Below are 21,157 nucleotides of genomic sequence, written 5' to 3'. Positions count from 1 at the left end.
GGACTATCGAAGACCTCTGTCAGGGCTCCGCCGGAGACTCCGGACTGTTTCCGTCTTCTTTCTCAATCTCATCCAGCCCCGGTTCCGGAGCCGCGCGAATGAGATCGTCAGCGAGATGCCTGCCTGTCTCCATGCGACGCGCGAGCGCTTCGACAAAGAAGTCGAACCGCTTTTCTGCATCGGCACGCGCGGCGGCATTGGCTTCCGCCGGCATAGCCGGGGTCACCGCCAGCCATCGCCTGAGATAGAGCGCGAAAGCCTCGTTCCCGACCTCGATATGATAGTCGAGCTTGCCGATCTGTCGGCTTATGCGATCAAGTCGTCGGCTAAAGGCCGCCTCCATGCGCTCCGATCCGTCGGGTGAGAGGAAAGAGGCAATGGCAGCTTCCACTACCGAAGCCTGCGAGACGCGCTTGCGGCCCGCATAGTCTGCAAGCTGCCTTGAAAGGGCTGGCGGCAAGCGAAACGTGTGCTTGATGCGGTTGCCCTTGCTCATAGCTCGATCCCGTCGCCAGGATCGAGTGCAGCGCGCCGCGCATTGGCCTGCATCCGCTCGGCCATTCTGCGATTGCGGTTTGCCTGCTCGTCGTCCGTGCGGTCGCCAAACTCAAATTCGTTGGGGATTTCGACTGGTGGCGGCGCCACATCCTCGTATTCCGGCAATTCAGGCGATTGGCGGATCCCGCCATCGGACTGGCCATTATCGACCTCGTACTCTTCAGACCCGGCTACGGATTTCTCCAATTGCGAAGGCGGGCTCACATGTCTATCGTGCCATTCGCCCTCGTCCGGCGCGAAGTCCGACTTTTCAATCACTGGTGGACGCTCCACCCGTTTGCTGAGCCGGGGATCGCGGTAGTAGCGCGCTTTCCTGGCGCGGATCGGATGCACGCCTGCGAGCATCACGATTTCGTCGGTATCGGGAAGCTGCATGATTTCGCCTTGAGTCAGAAGAGCGCGCGCCGTCTCCGAGCGCGAGACCATCAGGTGACCAAGCCACGGGGAGAGGCGGTGTCCGGCATAATTGCGCATCGCCCGGGTTTCGGTCGCGGTTCCGAGGGATTCCGAAACGCGCTTGGCGGTTCGCTCGTCATTGGTCGCGAAGCACACTCGCACATGGCAATTATCGAGAATGGCATTGTTCTGCCCGTAGGCTTTCTCGATCTGATTCAATGACTGGGCGATCAGAAACGCCTTGATGCCGTAGCCCGCCATGAAGGCGAGCGCGCTTTCGAAGAAGTCGAGCCTACCCAAAGCGGGGAATTCGTCGAGCATGAGGAGAAGCCGCTCGCGATCGGCACCTTCCTGCAGGTCCTCGGTCAGGCGTCTTCCGAGCTGGTTGAGGATGAGCCGGATGAGCGGCTTGGTGCGGCTGATGTCTGACGGCGGGACGACGAGATAGAGCGTGACCGGCCGGCCCTGTGCCACGAGGTCCGCGATGCGCCATTCGCAATGCCGCGTGACGCTGGCGATGACCGGATCGCGGTACAGCCCAAGGAACGACATGGCGGTCGAGAGCACGCCCGAGCGTTCGTTCTCCGACTTGTTGAGCAATTCTCTCGCCGCGCTCGCGACAACCGGATGGACGCCGTCTTCCCCCAGATGCGGCGTGTGCATCATTGCGGTCAGTGTTGCCTCGATGGATCGGCGCGGATCGGAGAGAAAATTCGCCACTCCGGCGAGTGTCTTGTCAGGCTCTGCATAGAGCACATGCAGAATGGCTCCGACGAGAAGCGCATGGCTGGTCTTTTCCCAGTGATTGCGCCGTTCAAGCGAGCCTTCAGGGTCGACCAGGACATCGGCGATGTTCTGCACGTCGCGAACCTCGTTGATGCCGCGCCGCACCTCCATCAGCGGGTTATAGGCCGCCGACGCCTCATTGGTCGGATCGAACAGTAGCGTGCGGCTAAAGCTGGACCGGAATCCAGCAGTCAGCTCCCAGTTCTCACCCTTGATATCGTGGACAATCGCCGAATGCGGCCAGGTCAGCAGCGTCGGCACGACAAGTCCGACGCCTTTGCCGCTGCGCGTCGGCGCGAAACAGAGCACATGTTCGGGTCCGTTGTGGCGTAGATAGAGATTGTCGTGCTGGCCGATGATGGCGCCCTTGCCTGCCAGAAGGCCAGCACTTGCTATTTCTGAACGGGTCGCCCAGCGCGCCGAGCCATAGGTTGCGCTGTTCCTGATCTCTCGGGCGCGCCAGACCGACATGCCGATCGCGACCGCCACCGACACGAGACCGCCCGATGCGGCGATCATTCCGCCGGTCTCGAAGATGCGCGGTGCATAAGCTTCGTAGCTGAACCACCACCAGAAGATGGCGTAAGGCGGATAGACGGGCGACCCGGAAAGATTGAACCACGGCGCACCCAGTTGCGCCTGATAGCCAAGCGCGTGCGCCGTCCACTGCGTGCCCGCCCAGATGCCTGCGAGCGTGAGGGCAAAGACGACGATTATCTGACCCCACAATATCCGGGTTGCCGACAAGGCAGCCTCCTTTCGTGGAGGGCAGCACGGCGGCTTTGCATCGCATATTCAAGTCAGAAGCTGTGTAAGCGCAGGCTGGCGTAGCAAAAGCGGGAAGCTGCTAGATTGCTTCCCAACTATAGTCCGGATTGCCCGACCAGGTCAGGCGGTACATCGCTCCTTGCGCGACCGATTGCACGACATTGGGCCACAAGGCCGTTATGCAAGTTCCACCCGCATGGCGCACAGAGGGATAGATGATACCGTTATGGCCGACGGCGCGGGCCTGCGCCGCTAGAGCATTGCCGACAGGATAGCCCTTCGTCTTGTCCGGATCGAGGGCCGGGTGACCGGTCTGGTCGCGCAGATCGATAAAGACGCCTGCCATGCTGGCGATCATCTCGCCATATTCGACAACGGCATCGAAATCGCCGGCATCGGCGAGCGCCTGGGTCAGGTGATGGCCAACCTCGGCGATGCAGGTCTCGACATCGAGTGCGGCATACCATGCGCCGCGATTCGCGGGATTGAAGCGATTGGGCTCGCGCGGTTTGGCGTAAGCAAAGCTCGCATTGATGAACCTGGCATGCGGCACGCCGTGAACCAACTCGTCAGCTGTCAATCCTCGAAACCCGCGCTCTTCGGCGATCAGGCGCGAACTCGTCGCCCCCTCGATCTCAGCGAGCAGCGCAAGCTCGTCATCATTGTCGGCCAGCGGAGCCATGACCGCTTCGCGTAAACGCGCGCTGGAAACGAGCCGGACAGTCCGCTCGAACGCTTCGCGGATCTGCGGCGGCTCGCCTGCCTCCTCAGAGCCCGCCACGAAGCGCGTCGATGTATTGTCGGGCCTCTAGCATGCGCGGAATGCCGCCTTCGATCATTGCCCGGATCGGCGAGCGGCGATCGAACACCGGCGCCCTGTTTTCGAGCTTCGGCCAGCGATCGGCCATGTCGTTGGCAAACAGCAGGTGCAGTCCCTTGAACAGGCCGATCAGCGCCGACGCGCGGGTCAATTGGTCCTGACCGAGCGAACCCTCCCAGGTCCCGGCTTTCATCCGGTCCCAGGTGCTTTCGGACACGCCGAGCAGCGCGGCGCCTTCGGCGTTGCTCGCACCCCAGGCCTCGGCAAGGCGCAACACGGCTTTGACCGCAGCGCCAGTAAGGCGGCTGCGATCACCGTCACCTGCAAAGGTCTGGAGCCCCGTGGGAGCTTTGGCATGCTGAACTACCGAGCTAGCCATATCGCATCTCCTGACGCTGATATAAGCATCATGTGATGCTTTTGTCAAGTCTGCTTGTGACTGCGATGGGCCTGATCCTTGAAGATAACAGACAACGCAGAACCACAGTATTCACTATATCCGACCAGCGAATGCAGACTGGCAGCCATATGTCGCGCAGCCTGTCAGCCTACGTTGCGGTGAAGAACAGCCATTGGCCGACAATAAATATTCCAACCGCGATGATCGTATAGGAAAACAGGCGGGTAAGTGTCCGCTTGTGGTCACCCAGGCGACGAGACGCCAGCGAGCCCATGAAACCGCCGATTGCTCCTCCAAAGATAAAGCTCGCGGCGATGTGCCAGTCGACCAGACCGTCGAGCGCATAATTGGCGGCGGTTGTCGCGCCCAGCGCCGAGACCGAGACAAGAGAGGACCCGATCGCGTTCAAGATCGGCATCGCCGTTGCAGCGACAAGGCCGGGGACCACCAGAAACCCGCCACCGATGCCGAAAAAACCAGCGAGAGCGCCGACCAACACGCCGCCCAGCGCAAGGCGCGGAGTAAGCCGAAGCGCTGTTTGCGACGTTAGCTTCACGTCGGGATCGCTGCCACCCTTGTGATCGCGCAACATTGCAAGTCCAACGACGACCATTACCAAGCCGAACAGTCCAAGCAGGAGATCTCCCGAGGTCATTTTACCCAGCGTGGATCCAATCGCCGCACCGATGACGCCGAAGGTGGCGAAAGTTCCGGCGCAGCGCCATTTCACCGTCCCGTTTCTGGCATGAAACGCCAAGTTGAATAGGGCGCTTGCCGTCACTGCCGCAGCGGAGGTCGCAATAGCGACGTGCATATTCCGCACTCCCACAACATACAGCAGCAAAGGAACGGCAAGGATCGAACCGCCGCCGCCAATCAGGCCGAGCGCGAAGCCGACCAGTCCGCCCGAACCTATCGACAGCATATATTGTAGAAACGATGCTTCCATCAGTCAGGCGGCAATTCAGAGGCAGGCGGCAAGGCCTCTCCGGGCTCCTTGCAGTAGAGGTCATAGAGCGTTTCGAGCACTCGGCGCGGGGCATGTCCGGCAAGCGAGTAGTAAATGGTTCGCCCTTCGCGTCGCGGGGTGACAAGACCATCCTTGCGCAGCAGCGCAAGCTGCTGCGAGGCAGCGGCCTCGCGGATGCCCAGCAGATCGGCGAGATCACCTACGCTGCGCTCGCCTTCGACTAGCTGGCAGGCAATCATCAGCCGGTTGTGACTGCCCAGCGCCTTGAGAAGGGCGAGTGCTTTGCCAGCCTGCTCATACATGTCTTCAGGTCTCATAGTTGCATATATGCGCAGATGTGCATATATAGTCAAGTCTGACGGCGCTAAGTTGCGTCATTGCAAACGAAGGCGAGAATATGAACGACGTGAAACAGATCGGTAACCGCTATGCAGTCGGCATGGCCCCTCCCTCGAGCCAAGACCTGTCGCAGCTAGCGCAGGCCGGCTACAAGTCGGTGATAAACCTGCGCTGCGAAAACGAGCCCGACACGCCCATGAATCCCCAGCTCGAGGGTGAGAAAGCCGCTGCGCTTGGCTTGGAATACCGCAACATTCCGGTCGCGGGCGATGCGCTGACCGGTGACCTGGTCGACCGCTTCCGCGATTGCGTCAAATCGCTACCAGGCCCGCTCTTTGTACATTGCGCGTCCGGAAAACGAGCGGGCGCGTTCACGATGATGCATGTCGCGGCTGAAAATAACCTCAGCGGCGAGGCCGCGCTCGCGCAAGCAGAAGAAATGGGCTTTGCCTGCGATCAACCGGCGCTCGCAGAATTCGTACGCGATTATATCGACGCGCAGCGTGGCTAAACGAGCGACAAGTATCTTCTCCTGCACAGAAAGATTATCGACATGCACCCCCAGATCCAGCCATTCTTCGACGAGTTTACGAACACGATAAGCTATGTCGTGCGCGACCCGGGATCGATGGCCTGCGCGATTGTCGATCCCGTGCTGGATTTTGATCCGGCCTCTGCTCGTACAGATACGAAATCCGCTGATGCGATGATCGACTACGTGGAGTCCCACGGACTAGACTGCCGATGGATACTTGAAACGCATGTACACGCGGATCACCTTTCGGCGGCCCCTTACATTCGCGAACGCCTTGGCGGGAAACTCGCAATAGGCGGCCGTATTACCGTGACACAGGAAACGTTCGGTCCGATCTTCAATGCCCGGCAGGACCTTGCCAGCGATGGCAGCCAGTTCGACCATCTTTTCGAAGATGGCGACCAATTCTTTGTCGGCCGCCTATCGGCCCGCGCGATCCACACGCCCGGCCACACACCCGCCTGCATGACATATCTGATCGGAGACGCGGCATTCGTAGGAGACACCCTCTTCATGCCCGACTTCGGCACTGCGCGGGCCGATTTTCCTGGCGGAGACGCGCGCACGCTCTATCGCTCGATCCGCAAGATCTATGCGCTGGACCCCGAGACCCGCCTGTTCATGTGTCACGACTATTTGCCCGAAGGTCGGACCGAACATCGCTGGGAAACGACTGTCGGAGAGCAACGACGCAGCAACGTCCACATGCGCGATGATGTCACCGAGGACGAGTTCGTCGCGATGCGCGAAGCGAGGGATATCCAGCTTGGAATGCCCAAGCTGATCCTGCCCTCCATCCAGGTGAATATAAGAGCCGGCAGGATGCCGCCAACCGAAGACAATGGCACCGTATACCTCAAGTTGCCCGTCAATGTCCTGGGCACTCCCCATTCGCCTGAAGAAGCCGGCCCCCGGACGCAGTAGTCCCGGTCGTCCGGATTTGCCTCAAATCGGATGCCAATAGCAGGATGAGAGAATACGCATGCTCAGGAAGCTGGACAACACGCTTGCCCGAATGGCTGAGAAGGTCACAATAGTCGATCCGGTTTTCCGTCTATCGATCAGCCTGATCTTCATTATCGGTGGCCTTGGGCATTTCTTCGCTCACCAGCACATGCTCGGCAGAATGCATCTCTCGCCGTGGAGGTCCCACGTCGAATTGATTGGCAACCCCTCGGTCCTATTGTGGCTTTCCGGTGCGATTTTCATAGCAGCGGGGATCACACTGGCCTTGGGTTGGATGACGCGGATTTCGGCAGCAGCCCTTTTTCTGACACTCGTGCCGATTACGGTCGCCGTCCATGTCGCCCCCGGGCACACCGGGCCATTGCTCAAGAACGTCGCGATCCTGGGATCACTTTTCTATCTATTTGTTCGCGGGCCCGGTCGCTGGGCGCTGGACCATCAGCTTCAGCCATTCATAACACACCGCGATAGGTAAGTCCGACCGCCCCGGTGATGGTGATCCAGCTTCGCCGGCTCCTTGCCAATTTGCACAACTATCGTGTTCCTTCGTGATGACATTGCGAATTGTGCCTCCATTAGATCCCCTTTTGCGGAGAGCGCGCAAAGCTCCAATCGATACCGCCGCGCGCATTGGCCTTGCCTGTGATCTCTTCTCCCAGATGCCGCTCTAGGTCGCGCCGCCAAGGCACAAGCTGAAAGCATAGCCCGTCATTGATCATGGCGAAGCGGCCTGAGGCCAGCGAAATGCGCTCGCGGTAAATGCCGGAAATATGATCGCCTTCCGTCACTGGATTGGCCAGATGAACATGACGCGCGGCCAGCGCTTCACCCGCCGCGTCCAGTTCCTGCTTGCGGAGTGTACCCAGCAAATTGCGCACCAGCGTCACGCTCTTGCCATGTCGCTTCGCCAGACCTTCATCAACGAGCCATTCACGGCGCTCGTTAAGAGCCTGCCGGACTTCATTGCCGAAGCCGCCTCCCAGCGGTTCGGCTCGAGGCGACAGCAGCTGCCGATCGAGCCAGGTCGCCCCGCGCGCGTCAATCTGTCGGTCAAGTGGCAGGTCCGAACGCACCAGCAGGCTTTCGCGCCGACGTCCCTGGCGGTTGGTCCATTCGCTTGTCTCGACGATCGCACCCGGAGCTGCATCGCTCGTCTGATCCAGATCGGGAAAGCGAAGAAAATGTGCGCGACCGTCGACTCCTTCGACGATCGCATAGGCCTCGCCCGTCAGCTCATTATGAAGCCCGCGCTCGACCAACCTCCCGATGACTCGCCGGTTCTCGTCTTCTCCGTGCAGCGCGAAGGATGCAAGGGCGCCTTGCGCGCCCCGTCCACTCATCGCCTTGTGCAAGGTCTTGATGATGTCGCTGCGCTCGCCAAGCGCACGCAAGGTCGGTTCGCAATCTGCGGCCAAGGTCCAGCGCGCCGACCCGACCCGCTCAGCCAATCCCATGCGTTCGAGCGTTCGTGCGCGGCCGATAAGGAATGCGCGGTTGCTGCGCGGTGTCGCATCGACCTCGGGGCGCAAATCGACCACGCCGAGATCGTCGCGCTGCTCTTGCAAGCGGCGGTCGAGTGAGGTCCAGCGCTCGGCATCGACCTCGCGGCGAAGCGCCAGCTGAATATCGCGCTCGCTGCGCGGCCCGAGTTCAATATTGACGCGCTCCTGGGCACGGGCACGCATGCCTTCGCTGATATAAGAGCGATCGATCACAAGATCTTTGCCGTCCGAGGCTACGCCGCGGACCAGAACATGGACATGCGGGTTGTCGGTATTCCAGTGATCGACCGCCACCCAGTCGAGCCTCGTATCGAGGTCGCTCGCCATATCTTCAAGGAGTTCGCGCGTGAAAGCGCGAAGGTCAGCCATCTCACTCGCGTCTTCCGGCGACACGATGAAGCGGAAGTGATGCCGGTCGTCTTCGCAGCGCGCGGCGAAGGCATCGCCGTCGGCCTCATCCGAGAAGGCATCGAACATCTGGGCATCCGATCCGTCACGGGTGACGCCGTCGCGTTCGAGATAGGCGATGTGGCGGGCGAGCGAAGCCGCGCGGAAACGGGTGCCGCCGTGACGAACGACGCGCGCCTTGATGATGACCCGCCGCTGGAAAGCATCGGGGCGACCTCGGAACGCAGCATGTTTGCCGCGCCCCAGGTGGCCGGTTCCGCCACCCGCCCGGCCTCGCCCGAGCGGTGTAAAGCCTGACCGGCGCGAGGCCTGCAGCACGCGTCCGACCAGCGTACCGGCCTTGCGATAGGCGCGCGCATCATTGTCTCTTGACCGACCGGGTCTGATCTCGAATTCATCGTTAGCCACAGACAGGAGATCCGCAAGACGGCGCTTCCAGCATTGAAAAGCCTAAAGATTTCGATCCAAGCGCCTGCTGGTCCATCGCAGAGGCGGCGCAGATTGCCGAATAAAACCAACCACCTGCACCCCGACCGACGGCGGTGCTTTTATCTCGCCATCCCTTCCTTCCTTTGATGCCTGGGTCTCCGCTCCTACGCCCGCTTTCGCCAGAGAACGCATGCTCGTGCGAAAGTGCGAGGCTCGCCTTCATCGGGAGGAAGCCGTCGAGACGGGCGCGAAAAGATCGTGCGCGGGTTGTTCCGGACGCGCAAAGGGGTTCGCCGCGGGACCGGCTGTAACCACCTCGTTCAACTCTTGTCGCGCCGCGCCGGAAGGCGGCAAGACGCCGGCCGGAGCATTACGGGTTTGTAAAGGTGCCGCTGCAAAAATGCGCTCAGACTGCAACAGCTGCGCAATCCGGGCGACATAGCGGCGGGTTTCGAGCGGCAGCGAACGCCGTCCGGCAAGCCAGTCTTCGTAGCGTCCCGGGCCCGCATTGTATGCAGCGAGGAAGCCTTGCGCGCCGTAGCGATCGTACATTTCGCGCAAGTAAGACGTACCGGCCAGAACATTGTCGCGCGGGTCGAACGGGTCTTGCCCGAGCGAGAACCGGTCGCGCTGCCGCGCCCAGGTTCCGGGCATGAGCTGCATGAGACCCATCGCGCCTGCGCTGGAAACGGCCCGCACCCGGCCCGCACTTTCGACCCGGATCACCGCATAGATCCAGTGCTCGGGAATGCCGAATTGCTGCGATGCTTCGCTGACATGCGCTGCAATCTCGACGTGAGGCGACAGTCGGATGGGTTGCGGCGATTGCGCAAAGACCTGCGCCGGACTCGCCGCCAGCATGGCGGCCAGGAGTCCCGGCGGAAGATATGAGCCAAGCACGGAATCAGTCCTTTGCCGTGCGGCGCGTGCCGCGCGACCATATGAGGACATGGCTCTGGTCGTCGGCACTGAACAGATTGGCACGCAGGGGCCGCGCCAACACCGGATCGTCGATGAGGAGCGTAACGAAGCTGCCTGCCTTGTCGCCAACATGTTCCCAGCCTGCACCCACCTCGTAGGTTTCCTCGCCCTCGCCTGCCAGGATGCGATAATCCGGGGCGTTCTCGGTGTCGCCAGGATCGGCGGCCACCAGAGTCAGCGGTCTATCGATAGTCAGGGTTTGCAGCCGCCCCTCGAAACCGTCAGGTGTGGCTGTAAAAGTGCCGATACAGGTCATTGTGCGTCTCCTTCAGTGACGTTGGGGATGGGAAAGTCGGCGAGCGAGGCAAGCAAGACATAGTCTCCGTCGCCCGCTTCATCGGTCCAGACGGGCCGAGCCCGCCCGATGACATCGGTGCGTGCGACAGGCCCGAAATAACGCCCGTCAAAGCTGCCGACGGCGCGTCTGTTCATCACGAACAGTTCATGCGCAGCGATAGTCCGGCAACCTTCCCAGACGGGCAGTTCGCGTCCAAGGCTGTCGCGCCGGCGCGCCGCGCCCGCAGGCGTTCCATTGATTTCGATGAGCAGGTCGCGCCGGCAGACCGTATCCCCGCCGAGCGCCGCAACCTCCTTGATGAGCGGAACGCCCGCAGGAAGATAGCCGTGCTTGGCGAGGTATCGCTCCAGCCTGGAAGCAGGTTCGATAGCGACCCGGTCGCCTCTTTGAAGATCGGTCGTTGCGCCGATGGAATACAGTCCAACCGGCACGCTGGCAGTCGCGTTCCAGACCAAAAGTCGCGAGAGCGGCATTGCGATGCTGGCCAGTGTCGCTGCCGCGACCATGCCTGCCAGAAAGGCGGTGCGCCGCCTCATGATTGCAGCTTTCGCCGCCGCAGCCAGTCGCGATGGCGCGCAGGGGAATAGGAACGTACTTGCATGCCCCCTGCCAGCCTGTTGTGGACATGATGCCAGTGGTCGGGAGCTACATCGCAGGGATCGATGCCAACGTCCTCGATCGCATCGATCAGCGCAAAGACCTGGCGAACCTTTGGCCAGCTTCGCACCGAGAGCAGGATTTGCGCGCCAGGATCGACCTGCGGCAGAGTGGTGAACGGCTCGCCGAAACCGGCGGCTTGGGCGATCGTGAGTGTGGAGCCAACGGTCCCGTAGTCGTTCGAAGCCCACCGAACCAAGGCAAAGACCTGTCCCGGAGCATAGCTTTCGATACGCGTCCGGCGATTGAGGATGCGCTCTGCAACGGGCTTGCCGAACCGAAGCCAGTCTTCCTGCACGCCGCCGCGCCACACCAGCGTGACATGCGTAAGTGGCGGATCACCGGAACCTGCCTCGACCGGTTCCGGAGGCGGAAGCGAAGCGCGCGCTGCGCTTTTGCACAGGCGTGGCTGTGTTAGCAGGAATCTGAAAGATTCCTTGTTAGCATTGTTAAGGGCTTCGCAGGCGCCGCGTTTTCGGCGAGTCGCGCAGGCTCCCGGTTCCCGATAGTCCGGGAATAGGGTTCCCGATCGTCCGAACGTCATGGTTCCCGATAGTCCGAACATCACGCACCCTTTTCCACAGGGGGCAGCCCGATACGGCGCCGCGCGGACGCGAAGGGATCGACAGGCGCTGCAACGAACAGGAGCCGCTCGCGGCCGAACTGGTGCTCAAGAGCGAGATTGTAGCCGGGGAGCGACTGGCGGCGAACGATGGCCCGCACTTCGAAAGCGAAACGCTTCAATGGCGAGAGCGCGCCGGACTTCAAATGCAGGTGCGAAATGTCGAAACTCCACCCGCCCTTCTGCTTCCCGCCATGCTTGCGTACGATGCGATAGAGCCAGCGCTCAAGACCGCCGGTAAGCGCGAAATAGGCCGGGTCGATGGTCAGGACGAGCGCACGATCGAGCACGCCCTCGTAGAGCCAGTCCGGCACGATCATTTCGATGCCGAGCGCGCGCCCGTTGTCGTCGAGCCGTTCGCGCCATTCGTTGATCCAGGAAAATCGTCGGCGGCGTCGCGCCCCGGCCTGCCGGATGGAGGTGGCAATGCTGGTCGACTGCAAGCGGTCGAGCGCCGCCTTCAGGCGCTCGTAGCCAGCCTTTCCGGTTCCGCGCCGGGTGAAGGTAAGGATTTCATGGGGCGTCGCCGCGATAAGGCGCGAGGTGGCTTTGCCGGCATCGCGCGCCTCGACGATCTGGCTCGCTACCCAGATCAGTACATCGGCGTCCCAGATGGTGGCCATGCCATGTTCGGCGGTCGCTTCGACCAGAATGGCGACCTCGCCCATGCGAAAGTCGATCGGCTTCACTCGCTTCGACTTGGCGAGGCTGAAGAAAGGCCAGGCCATCAGATCCTGCGCATCGCGCGCGGCGATGTCGCTGCCCGCGCCGACGAACAGGTCGAGCTGTCCGGCCCCGCCGTCCGATGTCTTCAAGGAGCGCATGGTATCGCCTCAGCGCCGGACCGGACCGGTGTAGCCGTCGATCCGCTTGGCAGGATGAACGACGCCCTTGCCCGGATCGCTGGTCGAACGGCGCAAGCCCTGCTCGGCCCAGGCATCGAGATCTTCGGGCCGATAAACGATGCGGCCGCCGAGCTTGTGGTAGACCGGCCCTGTTCCATAGCATCGGTGCTTTTCGAGCGTGCGCGGCGAAAGCCCCAGATGCACCGCAGCATCTGGGGTGCGCAGATAGCGGGGTCGGACCGGATCGGGAACGGCGGGCATAGGGTTAGCTCCAGGAGGCTTGGGTGACTGCGGCTAACTGCCGCTGATTGCGGAGGGTGATGGCGCAAGCCTTGGCAATGGGGGGAGCGACACAATGCTGCGTTCGGATTTGTCGCCCCTTCCGGTCGTGAGCTTGGCAGGATCGAGGAGGGGCGGCATCCGGGCAAAGCCCGACGCTTTCGCGTTTGCTCAGCAGGCTTTCGGCTGCAATGCCGAAGGCTCAGAGCAATGAACCGCACCTGCGAGAGAGGCAGTGGCCAAGGGCCTGTGGGAAGCAAGGCAAGCGGGGCCTGTCGCGGCCGTAGCTTCCCGCTCGCCCGACCCGCTGCCGGTTCGCAAGTGCATGCGGGGCCCCAAAACACATAATGCCGCACCCTCAGGAGCGTATCGCCAGATGCGCGGGACAGAGTGCGTCCCCAGCCCCGCTCCATTTATCCCGATCGCCAGTTGGCCAAGCCGATGTCTGGAGAACCGCCGATTACTGCTGGATCGAAACTTGACCCTGTAGTTCAGCCCATAAGAGACACGAAAAAAGGGCAGGAACCGCTGCTGGTCCCTGCCCTGCAGTATGCCTCAGAACTCGTCGAGCATTCCGCCATGGACGGTATGAACGACTCGGATCGCAAGATGCGGGGGCAGCGCGTTGTAATCGCCTTCGTCGACCGCGCGGTATCCAAGCTCGTCATCCTCGATGACATGCTGGTCGAAGAAGCTGTGCAGGGCCCGTTGTTCGGCTGTCGCCAAAGCCTCGAAATAGTTGCGCGAGGGCAGTTTGCATTTCGTGAAATAGGTCATGATAATCCTCCTGAAATCTGTCGCGAGACGACAGGAGGTTGGCCGATGGGCCCGGGCAGACCGGGTCACAGGATCGCCTGACAGGGCGACCGCGAAGCGGCGCAGGGGGAAACGGTTTTGTCCGGTGCCGGATGCAATCCGGCGGCGGACAAAATGGTGGGGCCCCTGCCGTCCTTGATGCGGGCGGCGCAGGACCATCATGCTGGAAATGCGGTAAGCCAGGCCAATCCAGTCCACCTCAAACGACCGTTTCAGATGATCGCTGCCATAATGGGTCGGGCCCTCCGGGCAGCGCCTGGCTATTCCCCGGAGAGAAGTACGAGCGGAAGGACGTGTGAACAGCGAAAGAGGCCCTGCCGTTTCCGGCAGAGCCTCCTTTGGCTGGTTCGATGGCGCCGGATCAGTCGATCGGAGGAGCGTCCTGGTTGTCGCCGCCATTGGCCCGCGAGAGGAAATCGACCTTGTCGGCAAGGATCTCCGAGCCATACCGCGTCACACCGTCCTGGTCTTCCCACTGCGTGTAGTGGATACGGCCCTGGACCGAGACCAGCTGGCCTTTCGAGCAATACTGACCGACGGTCTTGGCAAGGCCGTTGAAGCAGGTCACACGGTGGAATTCGCTGTCCTTGGCGGTGTAGCCGTTATCGTCCTTGTAGGTCTTGCCGTCCTTGTCGCGCGCGGGACGATCGGTGACGACAGTGATCCCGGTAACGCTGGTTCCGCCCTTGGTTTCGCGGGTGTCCGGATCGCGGGCGATACGGCCGGTGAGGATTGCGATATTGGTCATGAGATAAGTTCCTTCAGTTCCTCAAACCGGAGACCATCTCCGGCTTGCGAACATCCAGAAGAAGCAGGGCATGGGAGGACTGCACCGCAGGCCTGAAGGGCCGAAGGGAAACCTGTTCATGACGGGTGGTGCGGGCAGGCGGCGAAGCCGCCAACACGGCCGGAAAGGAACGGGTTGCGGCTCCTCAGCTGACCTGGTTCAGGACTGTTCGCGAAGAAAGCCGGATGGGTATCGGGTGCGGGTCTGAAGGTGCCAGGACCCTGCTGCAATCAGCTTACTTCATTGCTTTCCGATGCCGCCAGGAGATCCATGAAGTTGCGGGCTGCTTCCCGGTCTTCCTCGTTCTCGAAGGCCACGTCGAGGTCGGGGGCAGACCCGAGCAGGTAAAGCATGGCCCACAGGGCAAAGCGTTTTCCCCGGTCCTGCTCCAGACCGAGATCGACCTGGCATCGCTCGATCCCCGAGGCCAAGGTTTCTGCGCCAGTCGCTCCAGGATCGGCAGTGCCAAAATAGCGGATGAGAAGCGTATCAAGGTCCATCGCACTCTTTTCGGATCATCGGTCGGGCCGCGGCGAGGAAGGCCAGCATTCGTGGCCCGGTCATGCGTCGCTCAATCAGCGGTGGGTTGCTCGCGAAGCCGCCGGGCGCGCTCGACGAAGTGCTCCATCTGGGTGGCAGCGTGCAAGGTAAGCGGATGCGGCTTCGCATCGGCACGCGGGGATATGAATTCCGCGATTTCTTCGATTGCTGCAAGCTGATCGGCGCTGGCCTTCGACAGAAGGCCGAGCACCATGTTCTCAAGGGCGATCACCCTGATGCGCAACTGGATGATCTCGGCATCGGAAAGCGACGGAATATCCCATTTCTCGCAATCGGCAGCGAGCGCTTCCTGCGGCCCGCAGGGCAATGCCCCGCCTTCGTCTTCCCAGCGCGACAGCGCCCCGGCTTTTCCCGTTTCCGACATATGCGGTTCCTTTCATAACCAACGAGGCGATCGTCTGCACGCTGCTCACATAGCACAAAGCCCTACCGGGATGCGCCTGGCACGGCGACAGCGAAGCCGGGCAAACGGAACCCCGCGCGGGTTGGTCTTCACGCGGGGTTCCTGAACGACCCCTTGGGGGCACCTGCGACCCGCAGGGCTTCGGGGGGAGGCGGGGCCGTCCTTTCCTGATCTTGCGTTGTTCGTTGCGATTTCTTGCCGAGGGTCTCTCCTGAATAACCGTGTCACCGGGAAACGCGTCCGATCACATGCCTTCCATGTCGTGATCGGCCATCGAGGACATGTCATGGCCCGCATGGGGATCGGCGGGTTGGGTCGCTTCGCTCGCGGGTTGCGTGCGCGCTGCTGGCGCTGCGGGTGTGGCAGTTGCGCGTGATGCGGGAGAGGCAGCAGGCCGTGAGGCGGTCGGCGCGGCGCCATTTGTCGAAAGAGCGTCCTCCCGAGCGGTCGCTGCCTCATCTTCGGAGGGAGAGGCTGCCGGATCGGCAAGACCCGGCTCGCCTGCCGTGTCAGCCACCACCGCAGCCTCGCCCATAGGCGAAACCTCGGTGATCGGTGTGCTCTCCTGCGCCTCGTCGCAAGCAGCAAGAGCGGACATCAAGGGCGCGATCGCGAGAAACCCGAACGCCGCATTCAATCTGGAAGTACGCATGCTCTTCAACTCCTTCAGAGCCAGGAAATACCTAGGTGGTTCGGTCCATGCGCGAGCTCGCCGCCAAGAAAGCCCTGGATGAGAACGAGCGCCACCATGGAGAAGATCGACGCGCGCAACCAGGCGCGGCTCTGGCTCGGCCTGCTCGCGAGATAGGCCATCGCAATACCGAGAACCGCGATCAGCATACCGTTCCACCGATGCACCTGCATGACGGCATCGCCGCCGAACCACAGCCCGGTGTGAATCCATCCGAACAGGACTGCGACGACCGCGCCGATGGCCCCGCCGTAGACAAGCACGCGTACCGCACTTTCCAGGCCCGCTCCTTTCCGGCGCATAACGAACAATTCGGTGGCCGCAGCCATGAGAAACAAGGCGATCGGGAAGTGGATCGTTGCCGGATGCAGCTTCTTCAGTACGGCCATGACGCCGGTTTCACCCTCCGCCGCATGGCCACCGGCTTCGTCTTGGCCTCCACTTGCTTCGTCGTGCCCGGCTGAGGGCTCGCCGGCCGCTCCGCCGTCGCCCATCTGCGCCATGGCCGCCTGGTCGGGCGCATCGCCATTGGTGACAGCAGGCGCGGCGCTCGTCTCTTCGCCGTGCTTTTCGTCGCCATGAGCCTGAACGGGTCCGACGAAGAGCAGGCTTGCGGCGAGCAGCGCCAGAAATGAGGGGGCTTTCATGTCTCGTATGTCTCCCGGCCCGGCAGTTGTAGTGCGACCTATGTGCCTGATACGCACGGCAGCCGCCTGCCCCTCACATTAATTTGCTGGTATTGGCGCGACAGAAGTGCGCCCGCGGGGTCACGTCTGCTGCCGGCACGATCGCGATATTCGAACGCATTCGGCTCTTGGCACCGCACAGCTTGCAGAACGGGAATATGAAATGTGCCTGCCCGAACAAGCCCATGGGCTCAGGCGAGCTTGCTCTTCTTTGTGCGACGGCGCAGCCTCGGCATCCGGTTCGCCAGCAGAACGAAACCCGACAGGGCTATGATTGTGCCGCCAATGCCGAACAGCAGAAGCCACCAACTGTTGATGCGATCGCGCTCGGTCCAGTCCATGATGTGCAGGCCCCAGATGAAATCGAACAGGCGCCATGTATCGCTGCGCGCCGCCCCGAGCGTGCCGCTGGCGGCATCGATGTAGATGCGTGTCGAAGCCTCGTCGGCATAGGTGACCTGCCAGGCCGGAAATGGCCCGCGAAACTCTGTTCCGACGGGGTCATCGACGATCCGTGCGGCCTCGATGGTCGTGCGCGGCCCGGTCCATGCGCGCAAGGCGATGGATTTTGCCGTTGCCGCCGAGATGGGGGAGAGTTTACGCCCAGTCACCGGATCGTGGAGGCTCACGCTACCGTCAACCTTGCGGACCTCGGTCACGGCATCGCCGTCGAGCGAACGTGTCGTTACCGCCGAAAGGGTGCCGTCATTTGCGACCCAGGCCGGAAGCGGAGCGTCGGCGGGCAGCGCCTCTCGTTCACGCGAAACGACATGTTCGGAGCGAACTTCTTCCAGGTCGAGAAACGACATGAGGGCGCCGGTTCCCATCCACAAGAGAACCTGGACACCGACGAAAATCGCCAGCCATTTGTGGATCTTGCTGCCGAGCACATGCAGGCGCAGCTTCAGCGACGGCGTTGCCAACCGGTGCTACCTCTTCGAAAGCCGTAATCAGTTGCGCGGCGCGCGCGACGAGGAATGGTACTGGACGATTCTCCACCCGTCCGCATCGTGAGCAAGCACCGATGTCGCCACGCCGTCGCGCTCGATCACCCGGCCATCGCTAAGTTCGATGCGATAGCCATACGTCTCATAGGCATGGGCTATGTGCCCCATCCGGGTGACGGTCAGCGTGGGGTCGGTAAAGGTGAAGCTCACGATCGCGTCGAGCTCGGGGCCCAAATGATGCTCCATGTAATTGGCAAAGCTTCCTTCGGCCTTGCCATTCTCGAAGATCGCCGAATCTTCGGCGAAGAGCGCGCGCATCGCCTGTGCGTCGCGCGCTTCAAGAGCGGTGCGATAGGCCTTGAGGGCCTCCTCCGCGCCCGCAACATCGTCGGTCGAGGCGTCCATGGCGTGCATCTGGTGGCCGCCATGGGATGAATGATCCATTTGCTGCGCGAATGCAGCCGTTGGAATCAGCGCAAGAGCGAACGCAGTCGATGCGATCCGTGTGAAAGTCTTGGTCATTTCCTTGTATTCCTTCTCTTTAGATTCAAAACCAGAACCTTACGCCCACGACATAGTTTGTGACGCTGGGATCCTCTCCCTCAGCACGCGCAAAATCCGCGCTGCCGCCGATGCGCCATTCCTGCGAAACGCCGACATAGGGCGCGAACTCACGTGCGAACTCGTAGCGCAGACGCAGGCCTGCCTCGATCCGGTCGAGGCCGGCGCCGATGCCCAGCTCGGGAATATCCTGCGCCGAAAGCGCGATCCCGGCTCTCGGCTGGAGGATCAGTCGCTGCGTGATACGCTGGTCGAGTTCGCCTTCAATCGCCGCCGTCACATCGCCTTTCGTAGAAACGAAAGCTGCGGCATCGACCTCGAACTGGTAAGGCGCGAGCCCTTGGATGCCGACCACCGCATGGGTACGCTCGGGACCGGTCAGATCCTGACGGACACCGGTCTGGAAATCGAAGAAGGGTGCAATGGCGCGGCTCCAGAGCGCCTGGACCTCGGCGCCTTCTATGGGTTCGCCAAAGCTGCCTTCACCCTCGGACTTGAACCAGAATTTGTCGATGTCGCCGCCATAATATCCCTGGATGTCCCACAGATATCCATCCTTCCCCTCGCGGGCGCGGTATTCGAGCCGGTCGCCCTGAAACCAGAAGCGCATTCCTCCGTCAGTCTCGCGGACAAGCTCGCGGCGTGCTTCGTTCATGGCTTCCTCGCCCCAGATGGCGACCGCCGCGCGCGCTGGGCCGCTGCCGGCTTCGGGAGGAGGCGGCAGCAGCGGGATCTCGGCATCCGAGCCCATCTGCATCGCCGAGTGGTCCATGCCCTGCATGTCCTGCGAACCCGTCTGCCCATGGTTCATCTGGCTGTGATCCATCTGCCCATGGTCCATCGACGAACTGGCCTCCGCCTGTCCCATCTCGCCGTGATTCATCTGCGAATGATCCATCGCGCCTTCGGCGGGCTTGCCCTGCGGCATCGAGCCGTGATCCATTCCTTCATGACTTTCGGGCGATGCCTGTGGACGGGCAGCGTCCACAGGCATTGTCATGCCAGAATGGCCATCCTGAGCGGTCACCGCACCATGATCCATGGTTGAGTGATCCATCTGCGAGCGGTCCCTGGCAGCTTCAGGATCGGCAGCCGGTTCGCATGCCCCTTCTGTTACCGGGTGCCCCATCGCGAGATGGCGCTTGGCTTCTTCCTCGCACTTCATCTTGGCGTCAGCCTGCGCCTCGGCGCTTTGCTGCGGTTCCGTCGGCGAATGACCGGCATGCTGCGCCGCGGCGGGGGAGGCGAGAACTGAGCCGGCTGCAACCGATGCGAGCAGGCTGGCAATACGAATTTTCATGCTTCGCTCCCGTCGGGATTGGCGACCGTGACGATCTGAAACATCCCGGCATGCATGTGATAGAGAAGGTGACAGTGGAAGGCCCAGTCGCCCGGCTCGTCCGCCGTCAGGTCGAACTGCGCACTGCCGCCCGGCTGCAGGTTGACCGTGTGCTTGAGCGGTTGACGGTCGGCCGGCGCGCCATTGACCAGTTCGAAGAAATGACCGTGCAGGTGGATGGGGTGCGCCATCATCGTGTTGTTGATGAGCTTTACACGCACGCGCTCGTTATATGCGAAGCGGATCGGCTCGTCCGAAACGGCGGAGAACTTCTTGCCGTCGAACGACCACATGTAGCGTTCCATATTGCCGGTCAGATGGATTTCCATCCGCCGCGAGGGCGTGCGGGTCTCGCGATGCGGCGTCAGGGCGCGGAGTTTACGATAGTCCAGCGTGCGGTGCGGGACACCGGCGAGGCCGATCCCAGGGTCGCCCATCCGATCGATCGGGTTCATCGCGACAGAATCGAGGCCGGGTCCGACCTCCACATCGGGAGGCAGGCGCGAAGTGTCGCGCATATTCATACCGGACATGCCCGCCATGCCGGCCATCTCGGCCTCGCCGGACGAACCATGATCCATCCCCGCCATGTCGCCGCCACTGCTGTGGTCCATTCCGGACATGCCGGCATCGCCGCCGGAGCCATGGTCCATGCCGCTCATGCCCATGTCCGCCATGGTGAGGAGCGGCGGATCGCGCAGCGGAGGTATGGCGGCGCGAGCGCCGGGTGTGCTCGCAAGGGTGGCAATACCCATGCCGGAGCGGTCCATGGACTCTGCCACCAGCGTGTAGGCTTGTTGCTCGCCCGGCGTCACGACGACATCGTAGGTCTCGGCAACGCCAATCTGGAACTCGTCGACCTCGACCGGTTCGACATCCTTCCCGTCCGCCTGAACGACGGTCATTGGCAGGCCGGGAATACGGATGTTGAAGAAAGTCATAGCGCCGGCATTGATGAACCGCAGCCGCACGCGTTCGCCCGGACGGAAGAGATACTCCAGATTGTCGAGCGGCCCGTGACCATTCAGCAGGAATGTGTAGCCTGCGCTAGAGATGTCGAGGATGTCGGTCGGCATCATGCGCATTTTCGCCCACATCCGGCGGTCTTCGCCCGAAAGCGGGTAATCGTCAGTCCAGGTGTTCTGATTGTAGTTGAAGTAGCCTTCGCCCTTCTTCAGTTTGTCGAAGATCGTGTAGGGCGACATATCGCTGAATTCGCTCAGCACCACGATATATTCGCGGTCGGCCTGAACCGGATCGGGTCCGGCGGGATCGACCACGATCGCGCCGTAGTGCCCAGCCTGTTCCTGCAACCCGCTATGCGAGTGCCACCAATAGGTTCCTGCCTGCCGCACGGGAAATTCTGCAGTGAAGGTTTCGCCCGGCTTTACGCCGGGAAAACTTACACCTGGCACCCCGTCGAGCTGAAACGGCACGAGCAATCCATGCCAGTGGATCGAGGTGTCTTCCTCGAGCTGGTTATGGACGTTCAATCGGACGGTCGTGCCTTCCTTCAGGCGCAACAGCGGGCCGGGGATCGTCCCGTTGACGGCGATCGCTCCGCCGCGCCTGTTGCCCGTCGCGAAGGCAGACCGCGAGACAGTAAGGTCGATATTCGGTCCAACCAACTCGTCGAGCCCCTTGCGGGCATTTCCCGCAAGGATATCCGCCCCGCGGGCCCAAGCCGGCATTGCCCCGGCAAGGCCAAGCAGGCCGAGCCCGCTGGCTCCTGTTCCGAGAAATCTTCGGCGATTGACAGCGATCATGAAAAGCTCCTGAAAATGGTACTCACCGAGTATATACGCGC

At 62.0% G+C, this 21,157-nt stretch carries 27 protein-coding genes; 4 read left to right on the top strand and 23 right to left on the bottom strand.

Going from position 1 to position 21,157, the window contains the following annotated elements; all coding sequences use genetic code 11:
• Positions 1-19: 19 nt before the first annotated feature.
• The 6 genes from ACGHJ7_RS12270 to ACGHJ7_RS12245 form a co-directional block, all read right to left on the bottom strand.
• The gene (locus ACGHJ7_RS12270; RefSeq protein ID WP_390478063.1) at positions 20-496 is read right to left on the bottom strand and encodes a CopG family transcriptional regulator; all 477 of its coding nucleotides are present in this window, start codon (positions 494-496) and stop codon (positions 20-22) included.
• On the bottom strand, positions 493-2,487 hold the full coding sequence (locus ACGHJ7_RS12265) for a conjugal transfer protein TraG (RefSeq protein ID WP_390478060.1): 1,995 nt from the start codon (positions 2,485-2,487) through the stop codon (positions 493-495). Before ACGHJ7_RS12265 ends, ACGHJ7_RS12270 begins: the two co-directional genes overlap by 4 nt.
• Before the next feature lie 100 nt (positions 2,488-2,587).
• Entirely contained in the window at positions 2,588-3,289 is a 702-nt protein-coding gene (locus tag ACGHJ7_RS12260) for an RES family NAD+ phosphorylase (RefSeq protein WP_390478058.1), read from the bottom strand.
• Positions 3,276-3,707 (bottom strand): antitoxin Xre-like helix-turn-helix domain-containing protein, encoded by a 432-nt coding sequence (locus ACGHJ7_RS12255; RefSeq protein ID WP_390478169.1) that lies wholly within the window; start codon positions 3,705-3,707, stop codon positions 3,276-3,278. The genes ACGHJ7_RS12260 and ACGHJ7_RS12255 overlap by 14 nt, the downstream gene beginning before the upstream one ends.
• A 169-nt stretch (positions 3,708-3,876) precedes the next feature.
• A complete protein-coding gene (locus tag ACGHJ7_RS12250) occupies positions 3,877-4,677 on the bottom strand; it encodes a sulfite exporter TauE/SafE family protein (protein ID WP_390478055.1) in 801 nt (266 codons plus the stop codon).
• Positions 4,677-5,015, bottom strand: coding sequence for an ArsR/SmtB family transcription factor (locus ACGHJ7_RS12245; RefSeq protein ID WP_390478053.1), 339 nt, complete (start codon positions 5,013-5,015; stop codon positions 4,677-4,679). The genes ACGHJ7_RS12250 and ACGHJ7_RS12245 overlap by 1 nt, the downstream gene beginning before the upstream one ends.
• An 80-nt stretch (positions 5,016-5,095) precedes the next feature.
• Between ACGHJ7_RS12245 and ACGHJ7_RS12240 the strand changes: the two genes are divergently transcribed.
• From ACGHJ7_RS12240 to ACGHJ7_RS12230, 3 genes are read left to right on the top strand one after another with little or no spacing between them, the layout of a single operon-like run.
• Positions 5,096-5,548: a beta-lactamase hydrolase domain-containing protein gene (locus ACGHJ7_RS12240; RefSeq protein WP_390478050.1), complete on the top strand. Its 453-nt coding sequence runs from the start codon at positions 5,096-5,098 to the stop codon at positions 5,546-5,548.
• A 42-nt stretch (positions 5,549-5,590) separates the two neighbouring features.
• On the top strand, positions 5,591-6,496 hold the full coding sequence (locus tag ACGHJ7_RS12235; protein ID WP_390478047.1) for an MBL fold metallo-hydrolase: 906 nt from the start codon (positions 5,591-5,593) through the stop codon (positions 6,494-6,496).
• Between the two features lie 58 nt (positions 6,497-6,554).
• Entirely contained in the window at positions 6,555-7,013 is a 459-nt protein-coding gene (locus tag ACGHJ7_RS12230; protein ID WP_390478044.1) for a DoxX family protein, read from the top strand.
• A 100-nt stretch (positions 7,014-7,113) separates the two neighbouring features.
• Here ACGHJ7_RS12230 and ACGHJ7_RS12225 read toward each other — a convergent pair whose 3' ends face one another.
• Positions 7,114-8,517, bottom strand: coding sequence for a relaxase/mobilization nuclease domain-containing protein (locus ACGHJ7_RS12225; protein WP_390478041.1), 1,404 nt, complete (start codon positions 8,515-8,517; stop codon positions 7,114-7,116).
• Between the two features lie 90 nt (positions 8,518-8,607).
• On the opposite strand from ACGHJ7_RS12225, the gene ACGHJ7_RS12220 reads away from it, so the two are divergent.
• On the top strand, positions 8,608-8,745 hold the full coding sequence (locus ACGHJ7_RS12220) for a hypothetical protein (RefSeq protein ID WP_390478039.1): 138 nt from the start codon (positions 8,608-8,610) through the stop codon (positions 8,743-8,745).
• 351 nt (positions 8,746-9,096) lie between these two features.
• On the opposite strand, the gene ACGHJ7_RS12215 is transcribed toward ACGHJ7_RS12220, so the two are convergent.
• The 16 genes from ACGHJ7_RS12215 to ACGHJ7_RS12140 all read right to left on the bottom strand — a co-directional run bounded on the left by ACGHJ7_RS12215 (position 9,097) and on the right by ACGHJ7_RS12140 (position 21,116).
• Entirely contained in the window at positions 9,097-9,777 is a 681-nt protein-coding gene (locus ACGHJ7_RS12215; protein ID WP_390478036.1) for a lytic transglycosylase domain-containing protein, read from the bottom strand.
• A 4-nt stretch (positions 9,778-9,781) separates the two neighbouring features.
• Complete coding sequence (locus tag ACGHJ7_RS12210; protein WP_390478033.1) at positions 9,782-10,114, bottom strand: DUF736 domain-containing protein; 333 nt, start codon at positions 10,112-10,114, stop codon at positions 9,782-9,784.
• On the bottom strand, positions 10,111-10,692 hold the full coding sequence (locus tag ACGHJ7_RS12205) for a S26 family signal peptidase (protein WP_390478030.1): 582 nt from the start codon (positions 10,690-10,692) through the stop codon (positions 10,111-10,113). The genes ACGHJ7_RS12210 and ACGHJ7_RS12205 overlap by 4 nt, the downstream gene beginning before the upstream one ends.
• The gene (locus ACGHJ7_RS12200) at positions 10,689-11,216 is read right to left on the bottom strand and encodes a DUF2840 domain-containing protein (RefSeq protein ID WP_390478166.1); all 528 of its coding nucleotides are present in this window, start codon (positions 11,214-11,216) and stop codon (positions 10,689-10,691) included. The genes ACGHJ7_RS12205 and ACGHJ7_RS12200 overlap by 4 nt, the downstream gene beginning before the upstream one ends.
• A 161-nt stretch (positions 11,217-11,377) precedes the next feature.
• Positions 11,378-12,259 carry a replication initiator protein A gene (locus ACGHJ7_RS12195; RefSeq protein WP_088712515.1) on the bottom strand — a complete coding sequence of 294 codons (882 nt, stop codon included), beginning with the start codon at positions 12,257-12,259 and terminating at the stop codon, positions 11,378-11,380.
• 9 nt (positions 12,260-12,268) lie between these two features.
• Complete coding sequence (locus tag ACGHJ7_RS12190; protein WP_010240237.1) at positions 12,269-12,541, bottom strand: AlpA family transcriptional regulator; 273 nt, start codon at positions 12,539-12,541, stop codon at positions 12,269-12,271.
• 573 nt (positions 12,542-13,114) lie between these two features.
• Entirely contained in the window at positions 13,115-13,336 is a 222-nt protein-coding gene (locus ACGHJ7_RS12185) for a hypothetical protein (protein WP_054523320.1), read from the bottom strand.
• A gap of 400 nt (positions 13,337-13,736) precedes the next feature.
• Positions 13,737-14,123, bottom strand: a complete 387-nt coding sequence (locus ACGHJ7_RS12180) for a single-stranded DNA-binding protein (RefSeq protein WP_390478025.1) — start codon at positions 14,121-14,123, stop codon at positions 13,737-13,739.
• 269 nt (positions 14,124-14,392) lie between these two features.
• Positions 14,393-14,662, bottom strand: a complete 270-nt coding sequence (locus ACGHJ7_RS12175) for a hypothetical protein (RefSeq protein ID WP_390478023.1) — start codon at positions 14,660-14,662, stop codon at positions 14,393-14,395.
• 71 nt (positions 14,663-14,733) lie between these two features.
• Positions 14,734-15,087 (bottom strand): hypothetical protein, encoded by a 354-nt coding sequence (locus ACGHJ7_RS12170; RefSeq protein WP_390478021.1) that lies wholly within the window; start codon positions 15,085-15,087, stop codon positions 14,734-14,736.
• A 283-nt stretch (positions 15,088-15,370) separates the two neighbouring features.
• The gene (locus tag ACGHJ7_RS12165; RefSeq protein ID WP_390478019.1) at positions 15,371-15,778 is read right to left on the bottom strand and encodes a hypothetical protein; all 408 of its coding nucleotides are present in this window, start codon (positions 15,776-15,778) and stop codon (positions 15,371-15,373) included.
• Positions 15,779-15,792: 14 nt separating this feature from the next.
• Positions 15,793-16,464 (bottom strand): DUF2231 domain-containing protein, encoded by a 672-nt coding sequence (locus tag ACGHJ7_RS12160; protein ID WP_390478016.1) that lies wholly within the window; start codon positions 16,462-16,464, stop codon positions 15,793-15,795.
• Between the two features lie 230 nt (positions 16,465-16,694).
• Positions 16,695-17,426, bottom strand: a complete 732-nt coding sequence (locus ACGHJ7_RS12155; RefSeq protein ID WP_390478014.1) for a PepSY domain-containing protein — start codon at positions 17,424-17,426, stop codon at positions 16,695-16,697.
• 27 nt (positions 17,427-17,453) lie between these two features.
• On the bottom strand, positions 17,454-17,894 hold the full coding sequence (locus tag ACGHJ7_RS12150) for a YybH family protein (RefSeq protein WP_390478011.1): 441 nt from the start codon (positions 17,892-17,894) through the stop codon (positions 17,454-17,456).
• A gap of 103 nt (positions 17,895-17,997) precedes the next feature.
• On the bottom strand, positions 17,998-19,311 hold the full coding sequence (locus ACGHJ7_RS12145; protein ID WP_390478008.1) for a copper resistance protein B: 1,314 nt from the start codon (positions 19,309-19,311) through the stop codon (positions 17,998-18,000).
• Positions 19,308-21,116: a copper resistance system multicopper oxidase gene (locus ACGHJ7_RS12140; protein WP_390478005.1), complete on the bottom strand. Its 1,809-nt coding sequence runs from the start codon at positions 21,114-21,116 to the stop codon at positions 19,308-19,310. The genes ACGHJ7_RS12145 and ACGHJ7_RS12140 overlap by 4 nt, the downstream gene beginning before the upstream one ends.
• Positions 21,117-21,157 lie beyond the last annotated feature (41 nt).

It is taken from the genome of Altererythrobacter sp. MTPC7 (assembly GCF_042851395.1).
Classification (GTDB): Bacteria; Pseudomonadota; Alphaproteobacteria; order Sphingomonadales; family Sphingomonadaceae; genus CAJXSN01.
This window is presented reverse-complemented; position numbering and strand designations above follow the sequence as displayed.

What these genes read in the sequence shown, in the direction of transcription:
- ACGHJ7_RS12140 (WP_390478005.1), bottom strand. Translation starts at nt 21,116, where the DNA reads ATGATCGCTGTCAATCGCCGAAGATTTCTCGGAACAGGAGCCAGCGGG.
- ACGHJ7_RS12205 (WP_390478030.1), bottom strand. Translation starts at nt 10,692, where the DNA reads ATGAGGCGGCGCACCGCCTTTCTGGCAGGCATGGTCGCGGCAGCGACA.
- ACGHJ7_RS12195 (WP_088712515.1), bottom strand. Translation starts at nt 12,259, where the DNA reads ATGCGCTCCTTGAAGACATCGGACGGCGGGGCCGGACAGCTCGACCTG.
- ACGHJ7_RS12175 (WP_390478023.1), bottom strand. Translation starts at nt 14,662, where the DNA reads ATGGACCTTGATACGCTTCTCATCCGCTATTTTGGCACTGCCGATCCT.
- ACGHJ7_RS12255 (WP_390478169.1), bottom strand. Translation starts at nt 3,707, where the DNA reads ATGGCTAGCTCGGTAGTTCAGCATGCCAAAGCTCCCACGGGGCTCCAG.
- ACGHJ7_RS12270 (WP_390478063.1), bottom strand. Translation starts at nt 496, where the DNA reads ATGAGCAAGGGCAACCGCATCAAGCACACGTTTCGCTTGCCGCCAGCC.
- ACGHJ7_RS12190 (WP_010240237.1), bottom strand. Translation starts at nt 12,541, where the DNA reads ATGCCCGCCGTTCCCGATCCGGTCCGACCCCGCTATCTGCGCACCCCA.
- ACGHJ7_RS12210 (WP_390478033.1), bottom strand. Translation starts at nt 10,114, where the DNA reads ATGACCTGTATCGGCACTTTTACAGCCACACCTGACGGTTTCGAGGGG.
- ACGHJ7_RS12250 (WP_390478055.1), bottom strand. Translation starts at nt 4,677, where the DNA reads ATGGAAGCATCGTTTCTACAATATATGCTGTCGATAGGTTCGGGCGGA.
- ACGHJ7_RS12245 (WP_390478053.1), bottom strand. Translation starts at nt 5,015, where the DNA reads ATGAGACCTGAAGACATGTATGAGCAGGCTGGCAAAGCACTCGCCCTT.
- ACGHJ7_RS12165 (WP_390478019.1), bottom strand. Translation starts at nt 15,778, where the DNA reads ATGCGTACTTCCAGATTGAATGCGGCGTTCGGGTTTCTCGCGATCGCG.
- ACGHJ7_RS12225 (WP_390478041.1), bottom strand. Translation starts at nt 8,517, where the DNA reads ATGTTCGATGCCTTCTCGGATGAGGCCGACGGCGATGCCTTCGCCGCG.
- ACGHJ7_RS12235 (WP_390478047.1), top strand. Translation starts at nt 5,591, where the DNA reads ATGCACCCCCAGATCCAGCCATTCTTCGACGAGTTTACGAACACGATA.
- ACGHJ7_RS12185 (WP_054523320.1), bottom strand. Translation starts at nt 13,336, where the DNA reads ATGACCTATTTCACGAAATGCAAACTGCCCTCGCGCAACTATTTCGAG.
- ACGHJ7_RS12180 (WP_390478025.1), bottom strand. Translation starts at nt 14,123, where the DNA reads ATGACCAATATCGCAATCCTCACCGGCCGTATCGCCCGCGATCCGGAC.
- ACGHJ7_RS12150 (WP_390478011.1), bottom strand. Translation starts at nt 17,894, where the DNA reads ATGGATCATTCATCCCATGGCGGCCACCAGATGCACGCCATGGACGCC.
- ACGHJ7_RS12170 (WP_390478021.1), bottom strand. Translation starts at nt 15,087, where the DNA reads ATGTCGGAAACGGGAAAAGCCGGGGCGCTGTCGCGCTGGGAAGACGAA.
- ACGHJ7_RS12230 (WP_390478044.1), top strand. Translation starts at nt 6,555, where the DNA reads ATGCTCAGGAAGCTGGACAACACGCTTGCCCGAATGGCTGAGAAGGTC.
- ACGHJ7_RS12160 (WP_390478016.1), bottom strand. Translation starts at nt 16,464, where the DNA reads ATGAAAGCCCCCTCATTTCTGGCGCTGCTCGCCGCAAGCCTGCTCTTC.
- ACGHJ7_RS12145 (WP_390478008.1), bottom strand. Translation starts at nt 19,311, where the DNA reads ATGAAAATTCGTATTGCCAGCCTGCTCGCATCGGTTGCAGCCGGCTCA.
- ACGHJ7_RS12240 (WP_390478050.1), top strand. Translation starts at nt 5,096, where the DNA reads ATGAACGACGTGAAACAGATCGGTAACCGCTATGCAGTCGGCATGGCC.